Source organism: Alteribacter natronophilus (assembly GCF_006007885.1).
Taxonomy (GTDB): Bacteria; Bacillota; Bacilli; order Bacillales; family Salisediminibacteriaceae; genus Alteribacter; species Alteribacter natronophilus.
Genome location: NZ_VCRO01000002.1, coordinates 204834 through 222051 on the forward strand (window position 1 = coordinate 204834; position 17218 = coordinate 222051).

General features: G+C 51.4%; 19 protein-coding genes and 1 pseudogene. All 20 read left to right on the forward strand.

Going from position 1 to position 17218, the window contains the following annotated elements:
- The first annotated feature begins 182 nt into the window (after positions 1-182).
- The 20 genes and pseudogenes from FGB90_RS08075 to nuoK all read left to right on the forward strand — a co-directional run bounded on the left by FGB90_RS08075 (position 183) and on the right by nuoK (position 17178).
- Positions 183-2453, forward strand: a complete 2271-nt coding sequence (locus FGB90_RS08075) for a S8 family serine peptidase (protein WP_138810317.1) — start codon at positions 183-185, stop codon at positions 2451-2453.
- A gap of 418 nt (positions 2454-2871) precedes the next feature.
- On the forward strand, positions 2872-3102 hold the full coding sequence (locus FGB90_RS08080) for an AtpZ/AtpI family protein (RefSeq protein WP_171051753.1): 231 nt from the start codon (positions 2872-2874) through the stop codon (positions 3100-3102).
- On the forward strand, positions 3102-3470 hold the full coding sequence (locus FGB90_RS08085; RefSeq protein WP_138810319.1) for an ATP synthase subunit I: 369 nt from the start codon (positions 3102-3104) through the stop codon (positions 3468-3470). The genes FGB90_RS08080 and FGB90_RS08085 overlap by 1 nt, the downstream gene beginning before the upstream one ends.
- A 63-nt stretch (positions 3471-3533) precedes the next feature.
- Positions 3534-4256 (forward strand): F0F1 ATP synthase subunit A, encoded by a 723-nt coding sequence (gene atpB, locus FGB90_RS08090; protein WP_138810320.1) that lies wholly within the window; start codon positions 3534-3536, stop codon positions 4254-4256.
- A gap of 81 nt (positions 4257-4337) precedes the next feature.
- Positions 4338-4565 carry a F0F1 ATP synthase subunit C gene (gene atpE / locus FGB90_RS08095; protein WP_138810321.1) on the forward strand — a complete coding sequence of 76 codons (228 nt, stop codon included), beginning with the start codon at positions 4338-4340 and terminating at the stop codon, positions 4563-4565.
- A gap of 110 nt (positions 4566-4675) precedes the next feature.
- On the forward strand, positions 4676-5167 hold the full coding sequence (atpF, locus tag FGB90_RS08100; RefSeq protein ID WP_138810322.1) for a F0F1 ATP synthase subunit B: 492 nt from the start codon (positions 4676-4678) through the stop codon (positions 5165-5167).
- Positions 5164-5709, forward strand: coding sequence for a F0F1 ATP synthase subunit delta (locus tag FGB90_RS08105; RefSeq protein ID WP_138810323.1), 546 nt, complete (start codon positions 5164-5166; stop codon positions 5707-5709). The genes atpF and FGB90_RS08105 overlap by 4 nt, the downstream gene beginning before the upstream one ends.
- A 19-nt stretch (positions 5710-5728) precedes the next feature.
- Positions 5729-7231, forward strand: coding sequence for a F0F1 ATP synthase subunit alpha (gene atpA, locus FGB90_RS08110; protein ID WP_138810324.1), 1503 nt, complete (start codon positions 5729-5731; stop codon positions 7229-7231).
- 259 nt (positions 7232-7490) lie between these two features.
- Positions 7491-8372, forward strand: coding sequence for an ATP synthase F1 subunit gamma (gene atpG / locus FGB90_RS08115; protein WP_138810325.1), 882 nt, complete (start codon positions 7491-7493; stop codon positions 8370-8372).
- A 39-nt stretch (positions 8373-8411) separates the two neighbouring features.
- Entirely contained in the window at positions 8412-9824 is a 1413-nt protein-coding gene (gene atpD / locus FGB90_RS08120; protein WP_138810680.1) for a F0F1 ATP synthase subunit beta, read from the forward strand.
- Positions 9825-9989: 165 nt separating this feature from the next.
- Positions 9990-10391, forward strand: a complete 402-nt coding sequence (locus tag FGB90_RS08125; RefSeq protein WP_138810326.1) for a F0F1 ATP synthase subunit epsilon — start codon at positions 9990-9992, stop codon at positions 10389-10391.
- Positions 10392-10666: 275 nt separating this feature from the next.
- Positions 10667-11671, forward strand: a complete 1005-nt coding sequence (locus tag FGB90_RS08130; protein ID WP_138810327.1) for a nuclease-related domain-containing protein — start codon at positions 10667-10669, stop codon at positions 11669-11671.
- Positions 11672-12031: 360 nt separating this feature from the next.
- Positions 12032-12403 carry an NADH-quinone oxidoreductase subunit A gene (locus FGB90_RS08135; RefSeq protein WP_138810328.1) on the forward strand — a complete coding sequence of 124 codons (372 nt, stop codon included), beginning with the start codon at positions 12032-12034 and terminating at the stop codon, positions 12401-12403.
- The gene (locus FGB90_RS08140) at positions 12394-12924 is read left to right on the forward strand and encodes a NuoB/complex I 20 kDa subunit family protein (RefSeq protein ID WP_138810329.1); all 531 of its coding nucleotides are present in this window, start codon (positions 12394-12396) and stop codon (positions 12922-12924) included. Before FGB90_RS08135 ends, FGB90_RS08140 begins: the two co-directional genes overlap by 10 nt.
- Positions 12921-13403, forward strand: coding sequence for an NADH-quinone oxidoreductase subunit C (locus tag FGB90_RS08145; protein WP_138810330.1), 483 nt, complete (start codon positions 12921-12923; stop codon positions 13401-13403). The genes FGB90_RS08140 and FGB90_RS08145 overlap by 4 nt, the downstream gene beginning before the upstream one ends.
- Before the next feature lie 15 nt (positions 13404-13418).
- Positions 13419-14528 (forward strand): NADH-quinone oxidoreductase subunit D, encoded by a 1110-nt coding sequence (locus FGB90_RS08150; protein ID WP_138810331.1) that lies wholly within the window; start codon positions 13419-13421, stop codon positions 14526-14528.
- Positions 14529-15491: an NADH-quinone oxidoreductase subunit NuoH gene (nuoH, locus tag FGB90_RS08155; RefSeq protein WP_138810332.1), complete on the forward strand. Its 963-nt coding sequence runs from the start codon at positions 14529-14531 to the stop codon at positions 15489-15491.
- Between the two features lies 1 nt (position 15492).
- Positions 15493-15879, forward strand: a pseudogene (locus FGB90_RS19945) (NuoI/complex I 23 kDa subunit family protein); the annotation flags it as partial.
- Positions 15880-16370: 491 nt separating this feature from the next.
- Positions 16371-16868 (forward strand): NADH-quinone oxidoreductase subunit J, encoded by a 498-nt coding sequence (locus FGB90_RS08165; RefSeq protein ID WP_138810334.1) that lies wholly within the window; start codon positions 16371-16373, stop codon positions 16866-16868.
- 1 nt (position 16869) lies between these two features.
- A complete protein-coding gene (gene nuoK, locus FGB90_RS08170) occupies positions 16870-17178 on the forward strand; it encodes an NADH-quinone oxidoreductase subunit NuoK (RefSeq protein WP_138810335.1) in 309 nt (102 codons plus the stop codon).
- The last annotated feature ends 40 nt before the right edge of the window (positions 17179-17218 follow it).

Here is a 17218-nt window from a genome sequence, read left to right on the forward strand (position 1 = left end):
CGGTTTTTTTGTATGCTCACAGCCTGGTGAAAAGGGTGAAGACAGCTTACTCCGGATAAGAAATGAAAAACACAGTGGATCATTCTTCCCCTTCATGTTTCATCACACGTCCCCGCATGAAAATCCCTCAACTCTCGCATGCTATACAGTAACCAATTTTTAAAGTGTGGAGGGGTCAGAGCATGAAAACGCATGTATGGCGGGTGGCGGCATCGATCATCATATTTACGCTCCTTTTGCCGGCTTCGGTGCTGGCAGTGGACTCGAGCGATATTTTCCCTATGCGGCCTCCGCTTCCCCAGGGTGATCCGGATGAGCGCCAGGTGATCATCGTGGAAGCGGAAGGAGACACAGCGCAGGCGATGGCGCGTGTGCAGGAACAGCTGCCCGATGCGGAAATCCGCCGCACATTTATGACTCTCTATAACGGCTTTTCCCTTGAAATCAGTCAGAGGGATCTGGAGCACCTGCAGTCTATCGAAGGGATCAGAAGAATCGATCCGGTAGCTATGTATGAAGTATCCATGGACGAGAGTGTCCCGTTTATCGGCGGCCGCGATGCCGGCCGTATGCACGATGAGCGGGGCGATGATCTCACGGGTAAAGGAGTGAAAGTGGGAGTCATCGATACGGGAATCGACTACAGCCACCCTGATCTGAGAGACAGCTACAAAGGGGGGTACGATGTGGTCGATGAAGACAACGACCCTATGGAAACACAGAAAGACCAGGGTGCCCCTACAATGCATGGCACTCACGTAGCTGGGATTATCGGTGCGAACGGACGACTCAAAGGAGTTGCTCCGGAAGCTGAAATATACGGCTACCGCGCACTCGGTCCTACCGGCATGGGAACTACCGAGCAGGTAATTGCCGCCATTGAAAAAGCAGTGGAAGACGGCGTGGATGTAATTAACCTCTCTCTTGGAAACACTGTGAACGGCCCTGACTGGCCAACGAGCGTGGCACTTGATAAAGCAGTGGAGGAAGGGGTGGTGGCTGTCACCTCGAACGGGAACAGCGGCCCGAACCTGTGGACCGTCGGCTCGCCCGGCACTTCCTCCAGAGCAATCAGCGTAGGGGCTTCCACACCGCCGCTGAAAGTACCCTACCTCACGTTCGATGAGAACCGGGGTGAGGAGTGGAGTGTCATTCCGATGCAGCGGGCAAAGCCATGGAACCTCAAACGGGACCGGCCGATCGTGTATGCGGGTCTTGGCCGGAAAGAGGATTTTAAAAGCACTGATGTAAAAGGGAAGATCGCCCTCGTGGAGCGGGGAATCGTTACTTTCACCGTAAAAGCAAAAGCAGCTCTTGAAGCGGGTGCTGCCGGTCTGATCGTATATAACAATCAGGAAGGTGAGTACGCCGGAGCTCTTGAGGAAGCCCTTGATCTTCCGGTTGTAAGTATGTCGAAAGAGGACGGAGAGGCGATCAGAGAGCAGCTGTCAAAAACCGCCCATCCGTTCATCCGGACGATTTACCGGGAAGAAGAGGATTTTATGGCCCCGTTCAGCTCCCGGGGGCCAGTGACGTATTCGTGGGACGTCAAGCCTGACCTGGTGGCACCTGGAGTGGCGATCGACAGCACGGTTCCCAAGGGATATCTCGATATGAACGGCACAAGCATGGCGGCCCCCCATATAGCCGGGGCAGCTGCCCTGATTCTTCAGAAATACCCCGACTGGACACCCGACCAGTTGAAAGCGGCACTTATGAACACAGCGAAACCACTGGTTGACCGTGACGGCGAGCTGGAGCCGCCCCACGTGCAGGGAACGGGAAGGGTTGACCTGGCAAAGGCCCTCAATGCCGAAACACTTGTCTACCCGGGGGCTGTCAGCTTCGGTAAGTGGCTCAGAAACGACCGGCGTATTGAAAAAACAGTGCACATTACCGTCGATAACCAGTCGAATAAGCGAAAACGCTACACAATTGATCCGCCGTTTGACGTGCCTGACGGCATTCAGTGGAAAGTACCGTTTTCATTTTACCTGAACCCCGGAGAAAAAAGGGAAGTACCGGTAATTATGGATATTCTCCCGGCAGTATTTGACGGCGGTATGTACAGCGGCATGATAGAAGTGAAGAGCGGTTCCGAATCCGTAAACGTTCCGTACCTGTTCTTTGTGGAAGAGCCCGATTACCCGCGGGTAATGGCTTTTATGCTCGAACAGACAGCGGAGGAGAATGTTTACCAGTACGAAGTGTACCTCCCCGGCGGAGCGGAGGAGTTCGGGATCGTTCTGTATGACCCCGATACATTTGAATTCATCGACTATATCGAAGCGAAGACAGATGTAGAGCGGGGAATGCTCGAGGAAAAAATCGAGATTGGCGGACTGCCGTCAGGGATTTACAAAGCGCTGATTTTTGCAAAACAGGACGGCAAGGAAGATACGATCGAGCGGGATCTTTTCCTCGGCCAGATCGTAACGGAAACATCACCGTAGGAAAAAGGAACCGGCGGGCGTAAAAGGCCCGTCTTTTTCCTGCGCCGAAAATCATTTTACAGAATATTAAAACATCTATTTTCTTCCCTAAACAGCCCACAGGAAAATAGATTTTATGTATAATGTAACTTGTGGTTAATGACTGCATTCGACGGAAAAATCACGAACTTGTGAAAGCGCTTTTCCTCACCGGAGAAAATTCCTGTTTTTTTCTGATACTGAATTGACAGAGGCAGAGCACTATTATACGATTGCATAGGGTATGAAATCGTATGATACATAAGAGGATTCCGTGCTCTGACACCCGGAAAAAGGCCAGGCCTTTTTTGCGGCGAGGATTCGAAAAAGTGTGATTTTTCGACATTTAACCGGAAGCACTGATTTGTCCGGCGGAATGTGCAGACAGGAGCGGTTCCCGATGTCAGATAATCAGAAACTGCAGTCTGTGATAAGGAAAATGGCACTCGTGTCAACAATCACTTCGTACTTTGTCGGGTGTATCCTGATCGGGATCCTCGGCGGCAGATGGCTTGACGGTCATTTCGAAACAGGAGGACTGCTGATGGCAGCCGGCTTTCTAATCGGACTGGCAGCAGCGGTATACGGCATTTATCAGGTGCTGAAGAGGTCTTTGGGAGACGATACGTAATGGAGTTTGGTGCAACGGCAAAACGGATGATCTTATACACAGCAGCGCTTTTTGTGCTATTTATAATCCTTGCTTTCCTGACCCCTTACGATACGTTCTTCTTCGGCATGATGCTCGGAACAGCGTTCAGTCTTCTGAATCTGCTCATGACCTACAGTCAGGTCAAGCGGGTCACTTCGGAGTCGAAGGCACTGCGGACGAAATTCGCATTCGGCACAGTCAGCCGCATCGTTCTCTCCGTTGTCTGTATCCTTATTGCCGTAAGTTTTCCTCACTTGTTTAATCTTGCTGGTGCGATCATAGGTCTTATGCTGACCTATGCCATCATCATGATAGAACCTATTTTCCATATTAAGCGTTTGCAGTAGGGGCGTATATGTTCTGTACTGAGCGTACGGCTCTTGCAAGATCGAGAAAAGAGGTGAAAGTAATTGGATCATCATGAAAGAGTGGTTGAAGTCTTCGGGATCCCGTGGCTTACGGTGAACCTCACAAACATTATCACCGTCACGGCAACGATTCTCATCGTATTCCTGGTCTGTTTTTTCATGTCCCGGACCATTAAAATGTATCCGACGGGCGCACAGAACGCTCTCGAGTACCTGGTTCAGTTCATTAAAAACATCATCAGTGCCAACATGGACTGGAGTAAAGGGAAAAACTTCATCATGCTGGGAATAACCATCATTCTCTATGTCTTCACGGCAAATATGCTCGGACTTCCGTTTGAGATTGTCGACGACGATCATTATGTATGGTGGCGCTCACCGACTTCAAGTCCGGTGCTCACATTGTCCCTGGCCGCAATGGTGGTGCTTCTCACACACTATTACGGTATTAAGATGAAGGGATTCGGTGAATACGGAAAGGATTACTTCCGTCCGGTATTCTTCCTGTTCCCATTCAAAGTCATTGAGGAAGTTGCCAACACACTCACGCTTGGAATGCGTCTGTTTGGTAACGTTTATGCAAAGGAAGTACTTATGATTATGCTTGTCGGTCTGGGTACATCCGGAATTGTTGCGGGTATTTTCGCCTTTGCACCGATGGTTGTATGGCAGGCGTTCGGTCTGTTTATCGGGTCGCTGCAGGCATTTATCTTCTGTATGCTGACCATGGTTTACATGGCGCACAAAGTTAACGAGGAACACTAAGTTTAAGGTACCACCAGCTCTAGCAAATTCATGATAGAGCGTAAATATAAAGTTTTACAGATATTAAAGGAGGATTTTAAAATGGATGTCGGTTTGATTGCAATTGGTATTGGTCTTGTAGCAGGTTTTGCTGCACTAGCAGGTGCACTTGGGGTAGCGATTGTTGTACGAGGAACTCTTGATGGAATTACACGTCAGCCTGAGCTGCGCGGTCAGCTTCAGACAGTAATGTTCATTGGTATTCCGCTTGTTGAGGCACTTCCAATCATCGGTGTCGTTGTTTCATTCCTGCTTCTTGGTCAAATGTAATAACGGACCATCACGAGTACGCAATTTAACACAAAAATGGCGAAGAACGTTTGGGATCCATACCTCTTCGCCATTCCTTATGCATGATTCAAGAGAAGGGAGCGAGACAGATGTTTGGACCTATTGAATGGGGAGATGTCATTTACCAGCTCGCCGGGTTCGTCGTTCTCTTGCTGATCTTAAAGAAGTTTGCTTTTGGTCCGATTATGGACATGATGGAAAAGCGAGAGAATCACATAGCAGACCAGATTTCCTCTGCTGAAAAGAACCGCGAAGAGTCGGAAAAGTACCTCGAAGAACAACGTGAAGCCATCAAAACAGCCCGTTCAGAAGCGAAAGAAATCGTGGAAAACGCGCGCAAACAGGCAGAACGTACTGAAAAAGATATTATTGCAAACGCTGAAAAGCAGGCTGAGCGTAAGACTCAGGAAGCTCTTGCCAACATTCAGCAGGAAAAAGAGCAAGCGATCTCTGCACTTCGTGAGCAAGTTTCGTCCTTGTCTGTCCTTGTGGCATCTAAGGTCATCGAAAGAGAGCTGGATGAGAAAGAGCAGGAAAAAATCATTCAGGAGACTCTTAAAGAAGTTGGCGAAGAGCTATGAAGCGGGACCCGTTAGCTTTTCGTTACGCGAGTGCACTTTATGACCTTGCCAATGAGCGCGGTCAGCTCGACGCATTTGGTGAGGAGCTGCAGCTGATCAAGGATGTATTTGAAGATACGAACCTTCTTGACGAAGTGTTCAGACACCCGAGCATTGCGAATGACACGAAGAAATCGCTTTTAAAAGAAAGCTTTGGCGAAAAGGTTTCAGCGGAAGTGCTGAACCTGCTCCTTCTTCTGACAGACCGTAAGCGCCTGAACATCGTACCTGCCCTTGCAGACGAGTTCAAGCGCATGGCCTACGAGGCCAAAGGAGTGGCAGAGGCGACAGTCTACGCAGCGAAAAAGCTGACAGGCGAGGAGCTGGCCCTTGTTGCAGATAAGTTTGCCCGTCACACAAAACACGAAAAGATTCTCGTCGATGAAGTGACCGATCCGGATATAATCGGCGGCATTAAAGTCCGCGTAGGAGATCTCGTGTTTGACGGCAGCATTGCCAACCAGCTTGAGCGAATTCACAGACGCATGCTACAGGGAACGTAAGCAGATAGGGGTGAAGAATATGAGCATCAGAGCCGATGAAATCAGCTCTCTGATAAAGAAACAGATTGAAGGTTATCAGTCTGATATCGAAGTAAATGAAGTCGGCACCGTTATCCGTATCGGTGACGGGATCGCCGTTGCTCACGGTCTTGAGAACGTAATGGCCGGAGAGCTTCTTGAATTTGCAAACGGTACGATGGGTATGGCTCAGAACCTTGAGGAAGATACAGTCGGTATCATCATCCTCGGTGAGTACCTCGGTATTCGTGAAGGTGACGAGGTTAAACGTACAGGTCGTATTATGGAGGTTCCAGTAGGTGAGGAACTTCTCGGACGTGTTGTTGATCCACTTGGTAACCCGCTTGACGGGCAGGGGGACATCGAAACATCAAAACGCCGTCCAATCGAAAGCCCGGCACCAGGGGTTATGGACCGTAAATCGGTTCACGAACCGCTTCAGACGGGAATTAAAGCAATCGACTCTCTTATTCCAATCGGCCGCGGACAGCGTGAGCTTATTATCGGAGACCGCCAGACAGGTAAGACGGCAATTGCCATTGATACAATTCTTAACCAGGCTGACCAGGACATGATCTGTATTTACGTTGCAATCGGTCAGAAGGAATCCACAGTTGCAGGCGTAGTGGAAACACTCCGTCAGCACGGTGCCCTTGACTACACGATTGTCGTAAGTGCGAGTGCGTCCAAGCCTGCACCACTTCTTTACCTGGCGCCTTACACAGGTGTATCCATGGGTGAGGAGTTCATGTACAACGGAAAGCACGTTCTCGTAATCTACGATGACCTTTCCAAGCAGGCAGCAGCCTACCGTGAACTTTCACTTCTTCTCCGTCGTCCTCCAGGCCGTGAAGCCTTCCCGGGTGACGTATTCTATGTACACTCACGTCTTCTTGAGCGTGCAGCAAAATTAAGTGACGATAAAGGAGCGGGCTCACTGACAGCTCTTCCATTTATCGAAACACAGGCTGGAGATATCTCCGCCTATATCCCGACAAACGTAATCTCGATTACCGACGGGCAGATCTTCCTTCAGTCAAACCTCTTCTTCTCCGGCGTACGTCCGGCGATTGACGCGGGTCTGTCTGTATCACGGGTAGGGGGTTCCGCGCAGATCAAGGCAATGAAGAAGGTTGCCGGTACACTGCGTCTTGACCTTGCATCCTACCGTGAGCTTGAGGCGTTCGCCCAGTTCGGTTCGGACCTTGATAAATCCACACAGGCTAAGCTGAATCGTGGTGCCCGTACAGTAGAAGTACTGAAGCAGGGTCTTCACCAGCCAGCCGCAGTTGAAAAACAGGTTGTTATTCTGTATGCCCTGACGAAAGGCTTTCTTGACGATGTCGAAGTCGGTCATATCCGCCAGTTCGAGGAAGAGTTGTTCAGCCACATGGATCACAACAACAAAGATCTTCTCGACCACATTCGCACGACTGGAAACCTTCCGGAAGATGCGGATCTGCGTAAAGCGATCGAAGACTTCAAGAAAACGTTCAACGCGTAAGCGGACAGGGGAGAGGGACCGGTTCAGGCCGGTTCCTGCCACCCTTTATGAGGCTAAACGGGAACAGGCAGTTTTTTAACAATCGCTGGTAAACCTGGAGCGGAAAGCGGCGACTCCAGTGGGAAAAGCAACAGCTGAAGACCCCGCAGGGTGAACTTACCCGAGGAGGCTGAAGCGTTGCCCACGGAAAGCGTCCGCTTGGAGCGAATGTTACATTCGCAGTCCAGGGAGCAGCTTTCAACAAAGGTGGTGAAGAACGTTGGCTTCTCTTAGAGATATTCAGTCGAAAATCTCATCTACGAAAAAGACAAAGCAGATTACCAAAGCGATGCAGATGGTATCTGCTGCGAAGTTAAATAAAGCGCAGAACAAAGCGCAGGCATTTTTTCCGTACACGCAGAAAATCCGTGACGTTGTGAGCAGTATCGCCGAAGGGAGCATGGTCTCCCATCCGATGCTTGAATCACGTGAAGAAGTAAAGAAAACCGCCTACCTGGTAATTACATCAGACCGCGGCCTTTGCGGAGCGTACAACAGCGGACTGCTTCGGCACACGATGAATACGATTAAGGAACGGCACAGCTCCCAGGACGAGTACGGTATTATCGTCATCGGGAAAGTGGGCCGGGACTTTTTCAAAAAACGCGGCATGCCGATCTATCAGGAGATTGTCGGATTGTCGGATCAGCCGGCTTATGCCGACATTAAAAACATCGCGGCTACTACAGTCGAAATGTTTGCCGATGAAGTGTTCGATGAAATTTATGTCCACTACAACCACTTTATCAGCGCCATCTCCCAGGAAGTAACGGAAACAAAGCTTCTTCCTCTCACAGACTTTGACGAGTCTGCAGAAGGCGAAAACTCAGGCGGAGGCGACTCCCCTTCATACGAGTATGAGCCGGACGAGGAAACGATTCTGAAACAATTGCTTCCGCACTATGCAGAAAGCCTGGTGTACGGGGCTTTATTAGACGGGAAAGCCAGTGAGTTCGGAGCACGCATGACAGCAATGAGTGCTGCTACTGACAATGCTTCTGACATGATCGATCAGCTGAACCTGAAGTTCAACCGTGCCCGTCAGGCAGCGATCACGCAGGAGATCAACGAAATTGTAGGTGGAGCATCGGCCCTGGACTAACGTTCACCCGTGTTCATTAGGAAGTGAGGAGGAAAGATGATGAATAAAGGACGCGTCACTCAAGTAACTGGACCGGTTGTAGACGTTAAGTTTAACCGGGGAGAATTACCTGAGATTTACAACGCTCTTACAATTAAGCGTCAGGCTCAATCCTCTGGGGAAGTGGACGTAGACGTAACACTGGAGGTCGCTCTTCACCTCGGAGACGACTCCGTGCGTACTATCGCCATGGGATCCACGGACGGATTGACCCGCGGAATTGAAGTAACAGATACAGGAACGCCAATTACGGTTCCGGTTGGAGACGATACACTCGGCCGTGTATTCAACGTACTCGGTGAGCACATCGATCTTGGAGAGGAAGTACCAGCCTCTGTTCAGCGTGACCCGATTCACCGGGAAGCACCGAAATACGAGGAACTCTCCACTGAAACAGAAATCCTTGAAACAGGAATTAAAGTTGTTGACCTGCTTGCCCCTTACATCAAAGGTGGTAAGATCGGACTCTTCGGAGGTGCCGGTGTAGGTAAGACGGTACTGATCCAGGAGCTTATCAACAACATCGCTCAGGAGCACGGCGGTATTTCCGTATTCGCCGGTGTTGGTGAGCGTACCCGTGAAGGAAACGACCTGTTCTTCGAAATGACAGATTCAGGCGTAATCAAGAAAACATCAATGGTATTCGGTCAGATGAACGAGCCGCCTGGTGCACGTATGCGTGTTGCCCTGTCGGGTCTTACAATGGCTGAACACTTCCGTGATGCGAAAGGCGCAGACGTACTGCTCTTCGTTGATAACATCTTCCGCTTTACTCAGGCGGGTGGTGAGGTATCCGCACTTCTCGGACGTATGCCATCTGCGGTAGGTTACCAGCCTACACTTGCAACAGAGATGGGTATGCTTCAGGAGCGGATCACATCCACGAAGAAAGGTTCCGTAACATCCATCCAGGCGATCTACGTTCCTGCCGATGACTACACTGACCCGGCACCGGCGACAACGTTCGCCCACCTTGATGCGACAACGAACCTTGAGCGTAAGCTTTCCGAGATGGGTATCTACCCTGCGGTTGACCCGCTCGCATCCACTTCCCGTGCCCTGTCCCCTGAAATCGTGGGAGACGAGCATTACGAAACTGCCCGTGAAGTACAGCAGACGCTTCAGAAATATAAAGAGCTTCAGGATATCATTGCGATCCTCGGTATGGACGAGCTTTCCGAAGAAGATAAGCTTGTCGTACACCGTGCCCGTCGTATTCAGTTCTTCCTATCCCAGAACTTCCACGTTGCCGAGCAGTTCACGGGTCAAAAAGGTTCCTACGTACCAGTTAAGGAAACGATCCGCGGCTTTAAGGAAATCCTTGACGGCAAATACGACGACCTTCCGGAAGATGCCTTCCGTCTTGTGGGACGCATCGAAGAGGTTGTCGAAAAAGCGAAGGAAATGGAATAAGAGCCGAGATTATGAGCGGCATGGGAAAAGGAGAGCGGCTGGCCGTGCATCCTGAGAGATGTGCCGGCACCGGAGCGTAAAGGTCCGGCCGCGTATTCCGGCAACGGAGTGCGATCCGCTCTTTTTTCCCGGAACCGCTTGTAGAACGGTGAAGGAGGATAAACCATGAAGACGATGCAGGTCAATGTCGTCACGCCGGATGGCAGTGTCTATGAAGCTGAGGCCAATCTCGTCAGCGTGAAGGCGCATGAGGGTGAGCTCGGGGTTCTTCCGGGGCACATTCCGCTTGTGACGCCGCTGCGAATCGGTCCGGTGCGGATTAAAAAAGACTCAAAGGTTGATCTGGTGGCGGTAAACGGCGGCTTCATGGAGGTTCGCCGTGACGAGGTCAACATTCTGGCTGAATCAGCCGAATTGCCAACCGACATCGACGTCGCCCGCGCACGTGCTGCGAAAGAGCGTGCTCAGCGCCGTCTGGACGAGGCAAAGAAAGACAACATCGATTTCCGCCGTGCGGAGCTTGCGCTGAAGCGCGCAATCAACCGTCTGGAAGTAAGCGGAGGTTAAGATATTGGAATGCGACGAACCCCCGGCCGAGGAAATGGCCGGGGGATTTGTTGCACCTTGCTGCTCTCTTGGCGCTGGCGGGAGGCGGAAGGTGCGCGGAGGTTGTCGAAGGGTGTCGCTTCGCCGATATCCGGTTTGCGACTGACGATTTCCCGAGTTTTTCTGTCGATTTCCCAGAACGAACGACGATTTCCCGAGTTTTTCTGTCGATTTCCCAAACAACCACTCCTGCAATTCTCCGAACTCCCCCCATAAAATAGAATAGAGGTGCTGTTTTGTTCATAAAACCGATCGACAAACCCCTCAGACTCCTAAAACTGGAAGCTTTAGCCCGACGACTTCCGCATAACCACCCTAAACATCAGGAAATTCTGCAGAAACTGTACCGGGCAGAGGCCGGATACAGTGGCGAAAAATCTCTTCACTACTACCTCACCCAAAAAGCAGGCAGACAGTACCGAATCCTCCACAGTGTGAAACTCAACACTCTCGGTCATGATTTTCAAATGGATTTTCTTCTCCTGCACCAGACTCACCTGCTGATTCTAGAAGTAAAAAACATAGCGGGCACGCTTAGATTCGAGCCGGACCGTCATCAGGTTATCTGGACGAAGCCCGACAATAGTGTTAAAGTTCTGCCTGATTTTTATCTGCAGGCCATCATTCAAAAGGAACACCTTGCAAACTGGATTTCAGAAGCCGATCTGCCGCAGATTCCAATTAATCCACTTGTGGTCATTTCCAACCCCAATTGCAGGCTTGAAATTCCGCCGCAGTTTAACAATCATCCTTCTATCAGGAACATGATCAGAAGTGCCTACCTCCCAACCAGACTTTCTTCCGAGTTAAATCAACATTCAAAAGCGACCTTCTCATTATCCAAACTTGAGTCACTCATTTTAGAGCATAATTTACCCGACGATCAATGTATTCTAAAAGAAACAGGTGTGAAGCCTGGGGAGCTCACGACCGGAGTGCTGTGCCCAGCCTGTCTCAATAAACGAATGATCAAACATCGTTACCGATGGCTGTGCAGTCATTGCGGGAAGAAAAGCAGAAACGCACACGTGGATACACTGATAGACTTTTCACTACTTGTAGGACCGCTGATTACAAATATCGAATTCAGATGGTTTGCCCAAATAGAATCAGCATCTACGGCAAAGCATCTTTTAAGAGAATTGAAACTGCCTGTTGCAGGACATAACCGAGGCCGCTTTTACAGCCTCACCCACATAACGGGCAACCTCCAGGTAAACCCACCCAATTCCCTATCCTAAACCCCCGCCCCCGGACATACCCTTTACAGAGACGTGCTGTCCGCAGCCGAAGTCCAACCCGCAGAAAACCCATTTACCCAAAACAACTCAGCAAACCCGCAGCCCGCCAAACTAAAAACCAAAACAAAGAACCGCAAGCCAAAAACGCCAAACCAAAAACCGCAAAACCAACCACCACACCCCAAAGCGAGGTGATCCTCCCGCAATAAATCCGTACAAAAAACACACAAAACAACGCTTCGACAAAAACCGTTCGAAACTCCTAAAGGTATAATTCGAATTATTTAGAATATTGAAGTAATAGAATGCGAAATAAAGTATACTCAGAGTAAGTTGGCGAATGGAGGGAGAAGTGACAGTATGGATCTGGCGCTATACTACTCGAATTACACGTACGTCGTCATCTTTATGCTGCTGGGCATTGCGCTTCCGGTGGCGGCACTTACGGCAGGCCGGTTTCTGAGGCCGAAGAATCCCTACGAGGATAAGCTCATCACGTACGAGAGCGGGATCAGGCCGACGGGGGATGCCCAAGTGCGTTTTCATGTTGCCTACTATATCATTGCCCTCGAATTTGTGATCTTCGATGTTGAAACCGTTTTCCTTTATCCGTGGGCCGTGGCTCTTGGCCAGCTCGGCTGGACCGGACTCAATGCAATGCTGATCTTCATTTTCATACTTGGATTGGGACTTGCATATTCCTGGAAAAAGAAGGTGCTAGAATGGAATTGAAAGGATTTCAGGATCTGGAAAAGTACGATCCGAGGCTCGCTGAGGATCTTAAACGTAATGTTCTGTTTACAAAAGTGGAGCAGGTGAAGGCGTGGGCACGAACGCGTTCACTCTGGCCGCTCACATTCGGCCTAGCGTGCTGCGCCATTGAAATGATGGGGACGGGGGCTGCCCGCTATGACTTTGACCGTTTCGGGGTTATTTTTCGTGCTTCCCCGCGCCATGCGGATCTCATGATTGTGGCGGGAACCGTTACAGCGAAGATGGCACCGGTGCTCCGCCAGCTGTACGATCAGATGCCCGAGCCGAAGTGGGTGATCGCCATGGGCTCGTGCGCTACATGCGGCGGTCCATACAAAAATGCGTACAGCGTCCTAAACGGCGTCGACAAAATTGTACCGGTTGACGTGTACGTACCAGGCTGTCCGCCGACACCGCCGGCACTCCTCGACGGTGTGGAGCTTCTCCGGGAAAAAATCCGCCGTGAAGCGAGAGGCGAACAGGTGGTGGCGAAAAAATGACCGAGGAATATCTCGAACTCGTAAGCGCAAGAATCAATAACATTGCCGGACACGACAGCGCTGTGGAAGAGGCAAAACTGAATTTTGGCAAACCGATGGTCACCATCAGTACCGAAAACTGGACCCAGGACACGGCACGCATGCTGCACGATGATCCCGAGCTGAAGTTCAACTTCCTGAGCTGTCTAACCGGCATCGACTACGAAGAGCACATGGAAGTGGTGTACAACCTGTATTCGATTCCGCACAACCAATATCTCTACGTAAAAGTGAAAACGCCGCGGGACAATCCGGAAGTGCAGTCCGTTCAGCCGGTCTGGAAAACGGCAGACTGGCTGGAAAGAGAGACGTATGACCTGTTAGGAATCAGCTTCCCGGGTCATAGAAATCTTAAACGCATTCTCCTGGAGGACGACTGGGAGGGGCACCCGCTCAGAAAAGACTACGTTACAGATAAAAAAGCGATGGGCTTGGATTAAGGGGGCGCAGAAGACATGTCAATTCGTACGGAACAGATGACACTGAACATGGGACCGCAGCACCCGAGTACCCACGGGGTATTCAGGCTCGTGCTGACGATCGAAGGGGAGACGATCGTCAAAGCCGAACCGGTCATCGGCTACCTGCACCGGGGATCGGAAAAACTCGCAGAAAACCTCCTCTACACACAGTTCATTCCATACACCGACCGTCTCGATTACTTAAACGCCATGACGAACAACTATATCTACTGCGCCGGGGTGGAGGAACTCCTTGACTGGGAAATTCCCGAGCGGGCCGAGTACCTGCGCGTGCTTGTGATGGAACTGAACCGGATCGCCAGCCACCTGGTGTGGTGGGGCACCTTCCTCCTCGACATTGGCGCGCTCAGCCCGTTTCTTTACGCGTTCCGCGACCGGGATCTGATTCTCGACCGGCTGAACGAAATCAGCGGCGCGCGGATGACGTTTAACTACGTGCGCATCGGCGGTGTGAAGTGGGACGCACCTGACGGCTGGATCGAAAAAGTCCAGGAGACCGTCAAGGAAGTGCGTGAAAACATCCACGAATACGACCGTCTCGTCACCGGCAATGAAATTTTCCAGGCCCGGACGATCGGGGTGGGGAAAATCACCCAGGAGGATGCCATCAACTGGGGTCTATCCGGTCCGATTGCCAGAGGAAGCGGCCTGAAATTTGACCTGAGAAAAGAGGAACCGTACTCCATCTACGACCGGTTCGATTTTGACGTGCCAACGTTCCAGGAAGGGGACGTGTACGCACGCTATAAAACCAGGATTGCCGAGATGCACGAGTCGCTCAAAATTATCGAGCAGGCGTGCGCCGACATTCCGGACGGAGAGTACATCCATAAAAAAGGCAAGCGGATCATGATGATCAAGCCGAAGCCGGGCGAAGTGTATAAACGCTGTGAAGCCTCAAAAGGGGAGATCGGCGTCTACATCGTGAGCGACGGCAAAACCCAGCCGTACCGGGTGAAACTTCGCCGGCCTTCATTTGTAAATGTCCAGATCCTCCAGGACTATCTGGTTGGTGAGCCGATCGCCAATCTTGTTGCCATTTTCGGAAGCCTCGATATCGTGCTCGGGGAGGTGGATGCGTAAATGGAACTGCTGATGATGGTCGTCTACGCCGTCACCGTTCTCATGCTCCTGCTCGGGGCTGTTACGTATTCAATTCTGTTTGAGCGGAAAGTCATCGGCTACATGCAGGTGCGCCACGGACCGAACCGTCACGGGCCGTTCGGGATGCTCCAGACGATCGCGGACGTTTCAAAGCTTCTCATGAAAGAGGACGTGATTCCAAAAGCCGCTGACCGTCCGATCTTTATCCTCGCCCCAGTGGTGGCGTTTGTTCCGGCGTTTGCGATCTTTGCCACAATCGCCTGGAGCGAAAACATTTACGCGGCGGATCTCAACATCGGAGTTCTGTACTTTATAGGCATCAGCTCCATTACGACTCTCGGCGTAATCATGGGCGGCTGGAGCTCGAACAATAAGTATTCCCTTATGGGCGCCATGCGCGGCGTGGCACAGGTGATCAGCTACGAAATCCCGCTTGTGCTGTCTATCGTCGGTGTGGTGATTCTCGCCGGCACACTCAACTTCAGGGAGATTGTCCTGTATCAGGAGACGATCGGACTGTGGCTCATCATCCCGCAGTTTCTCGCCTTTCTCGTATACATGATCGCAGCGATCGCCGAGCTCAACCGGTCACCGTTTGACCTTCCGGAAGCGGAATCAGAGCTCGTATCCGGCTATCACACGGAATATTCGGGTTTCCGGTTTGCCTTCTTCATGCTCGCCGAGTACACGTACGCCCTCGCCATTTCAGCACTCGCAACCACACTCTTCCTCGGCGGCTGGCTCGGACCTGCATTTCTGCCGGGAATTGTCTGGTTCCTCCTGAAAATGTGCGGATTCATGTTCATCTGGTTCTGGCTCCGCGCCACGCTTCCAAGGGCACGGGTCGATCACCTGATGGGCTTCGGGTGGAAAGTGCTTATTCCGCTGGCGCTTCTGAACATCGTCGTCACGGCGGTCATCAAAGTCTGGATGGGGTGGTAGGATGTTCCGGTTATTAAAAGGATTCGGCGTGACGCTGAATTACTTCCGTAAAAAGAAATTTACGATTCAGTACCCGGAGGAGCGGGTCCACATGCCCGAGCGCTTCCGGGGGGTTCATCGCTTTTTTCCGGAAAAGTGCATCGTCTGCGATCTCTGTGCCAAAGTGTGTCCCACAGACGTGATCAGCCTCACTGGGAAAAAAAGCGAAGCGAACCCGAAAAAGAAAGTAATCGACACGTACAATATCGATTTCCAGGGCTGCATTCTGTGTGACTTCTGCACGGAAGTGTGTCCCACCAGCGCCATCGTCATGACAGCCCGCTACGACAATCTGTCTTCCTACAGCCGCGATGAGCACTTCAAGGATATGCGCTGGCTCACCGATAACAAAGTCTACGGCAACTACAAGGAGCCGGAAGTGGAGGAAGCCGAGAAGGCGGCGAAAAAAGCAGAGAAAACCGAAAAGCCGGCGGCAAAACGAGCGGCAAAGGCCCCAGTGGACAAAAAAGCAGCTGAAAAATCCGAAAAGGATCCAGTGAAGAAAACAGCCGCTGGAAAAGCGGAAAAAGCCCCGGTCGAAAAGCCGGCAGCGGCAAAGAAACCCGCTGCAGAAAAAACGGAAAAGGCAGAGAAGGCAGAAAAACCAGTACCTCCTGAAACAGCCGGTCCTGCGGCCAAAGGCAAAGCTTCTTCACAGGAAGCTGCGGAGCGCAGGGAACTGAAAAAAGAAAAGAAAGACGAAAACGACAGCTCGGAGGAAACGGCTGCGGTGAAGGAAGAACCGCAGCAAAAACAGGCAGAACCTCCGGAAAGTACCCCCCGGACGGAGCAAACCCGGAATGAAAACGAGCCGCCGGACGAGAAGGGGAGGGGAGACGCATGAGTGCTGAAATGATTTTTTTCCTCATACTCGGAACAATCGTGATTGCCTGTTCCGTACTGGTGCTCATCCTGAACAAGATCTCCCACCGGATCGCATCGATGGCATTTGCATTCATGGCGATTGCCGGTTTGTACTTTCTTCTCCGGGCGGAATTTATCGGGATCATACAGATCATGGTTTATGTGGGAGCCGTCTCGATTCTGTTTATTTTCGGGATGATGCTCACCGACCACCGCGCCAAAGGCTTCGGTCCGGAGCGGAGCCGGGTGCATAAATTGCTCAGTTTCACAGGCGTGGGTATTCTCCTCGGGACGATCCTTTACGGCGTGCTGCAGGCGGATTTCGCTCCAAATGACAACCCTTACGTGGGCTCGGCCGAAATGATCGGGCTCGAACTGTACGGGAATTACCTGATTGCCTTTATCGGTGTCGGTGTTCTCCTCCTGGCGGCTCTCACCGGTGCGATCGTACTGGCGCGGAAGGAGGCGGAGTAGAATGGTTTCCTTGAATCTCTTTCTCGCACTCGCGGCCATTCTCTTCTGTATCGGACTGTACGGCGTGCTGACCCGCCGCCATCTTGTCATCATTCTTGTCAGTATCGAGCTGATGCTCAATGCCGTAAACATTAACCTTGTTGCTTTTTCCAGTATCGGCCCTTTTGCAAACATTACCGGGCAGGTGTTTACGATCTTCGTCATTACGGTGGCGGCAGCGGAGGCGGCTGTGGGACTTGCGATCCTGATTGCCCTTTACCGTAACCGATCGTCAATCGACGTCATCAAACAGGACCTGCTCCGATGGTAGATTCAACGTTTCACTCGTTCAGACCAATCCTCGCCCCTGC